At 49.3% G+C, this 1,733-nt stretch carries 2 protein-coding genes; both read right to left on the bottom strand.

Annotated features, from left to right (window positions below):
- Positions 1-92: 92 nt before the first annotated feature.
- Positions 93-863, bottom strand: coding sequence for an IS21-like element helper ATPase IstB (gene istB / locus VC188_RS11825; RefSeq protein ID WP_323484096.1), 771 nt, complete (start codon positions 861-863; stop codon positions 93-95).
- Positions 864-912: 49 nt separating this feature from the next.
- A partial coding sequence (locus VC188_RS11820; protein ID WP_416350517.1) for a Mu transposase domain-containing protein occupies positions 913-1,733 on the bottom strand: 821 nt, incomplete at its 5' end.

The raw sequence follows: 1,733 nt of genomic DNA, 5'->3' as shown, positions 1-1,733 counted from the left end.
TGCGTATTCCAGCGATCGTGACCGCCGGTTCCAAATTCATCGTGACCGATAAACTCTTGATGCTGGAAGGCTCGTTTATTGTAGTTTAGCGGTCACGATACCTTCGGTTTTTTACCTATTTCCGCCGTGTTTTCCACTTCTTGCTTGCGCATGGATTCACCCTTAAGTTTGATCTTATGGCTTTGATGGACGATACGATCAAGGATTGCATCAGCCAAGGTGGGATCATTTAAATACTCATGCCAGTGCTCCACTGGAAGCTGGCTGGTAATGATGGTGGACTTGGTACCAACACGATCATCCATGATTTCTAGAAGGTCGGAGCGCTCTTCTTGGTTTAAGGGGTGCAAACCCCAGTCATCTAAGATCAGTAAATCAACTTTCGCAATAGATTGAAGTTTGCGTGTGAAGGTGCCGTCAGCATGAGCTACTCGTAGCTCTTCAAAGATACGGGGTACGCGCATATTCAGGGCTGAGAAGCCAGAGCGGCAGGCTTGTAATCCTAATGCGCTGGCTAGCCAAGTCTTACCCACGCCAGCAGGACCGGTGAGCAAAATACTTTGCGCCCCTCTAATCCAATCGCAACTAGCAAAGCTAGCCACCTGCTTTTTATCAAGCCCTCTACCAGGGCGGTAATCGACATCCTCCAAACAAGCCGAAGACACTTTAAGCTTGGCGCTTTTAAGCAGTCTTGCCTGTTTCTTATTCTCTCGGAAGTTGATCTCTCGATCAACCAATAATCCAAGGCGCTCTTCAAACGAGAGATCAACTGCGGTTCTTTGAGTAAATTGCTCTTGTAGGCCAAGAGCCATGCCCTCTAGTCTTAATGCTTGAAGCTGAGTGATGGTATGTTGATGAAGCATCGATTTTCCTTTCGGTTTTTGCTGCGGGTTAAAAATGGGTAGAGATGCATCAGTGGTAATACTTGGGTCCGCGCACGTTCTCATGCAAAGGCAACTGCTGCCGACTCTTTTTATTGGCGGATACTTTGCCTGCCTTGGCTAGGTCCAGCTTGGTCGCCAAGATGTTGCGCACGCTCTTTTGGGTCATAGCGTTATTGTTTACTGCGATAGTGCAAGCCGCCTCTAGCCGTTCTTTGTTGTACTTTTTGGCTAGGCTCAGCAAACCCAGGCAGGCGCGATAACCCAGCTCAGGATGCGATTTTTGATACAGCAGATGCGACACCAGGGCCTGAGTAGATGCGCCAATCCCTTTGCCCCAGATGAGTAGGCGCTGCGGACTCCACTCTAGATGAGCCTGGTGTGCCTTTGGCATATGCTCTGACACAGTGGTTTGAGAAGACAGGCCATGGCTATAACCGATGCGCGTCACCCTTGGGTGAGTAGTAATGCGTTTGCCCTCACATAAAACCTCGACCATGCTGGCGGTATAGCGCAGTTCGACATGCTTGCGAGCATATTGGTACGGCACGCTGTAATAGTGATGCTCTAATTCAACATGGTAATCAATGCCGACTTTGGCTTTTTTCCAGGAGCAGGACTCAAAGATCGTTGCAGGCAAAGATTTGAGTGCCGGCTTGTCAATCGCTTCAAAGGCGCTACGGCGATTGCCAGGCAGCTTCTTGAAGGGTCGGGCATTGAGATCTTCGAGTAAATCGGCGATGGCAAGATTAAGATCAGACAAGCTAAAGAACTGCTGGCGACGTAGTCTTGCCAAGATCCAGCGCTCCACTACCTGCACGCCTACTTCAACTTTGCCTTTGTCTTGCGGTT

The organism is Polynucleobacter sp. MG-28-Ekke-A2 (genome assembly GCF_035012985.1).
GTDB lineage: Bacteria > Pseudomonadota > Gammaproteobacteria > Burkholderiales > Burkholderiaceae > Polynucleobacter.
This window is presented reverse-complemented; position numbering and strand designations above follow the sequence as displayed.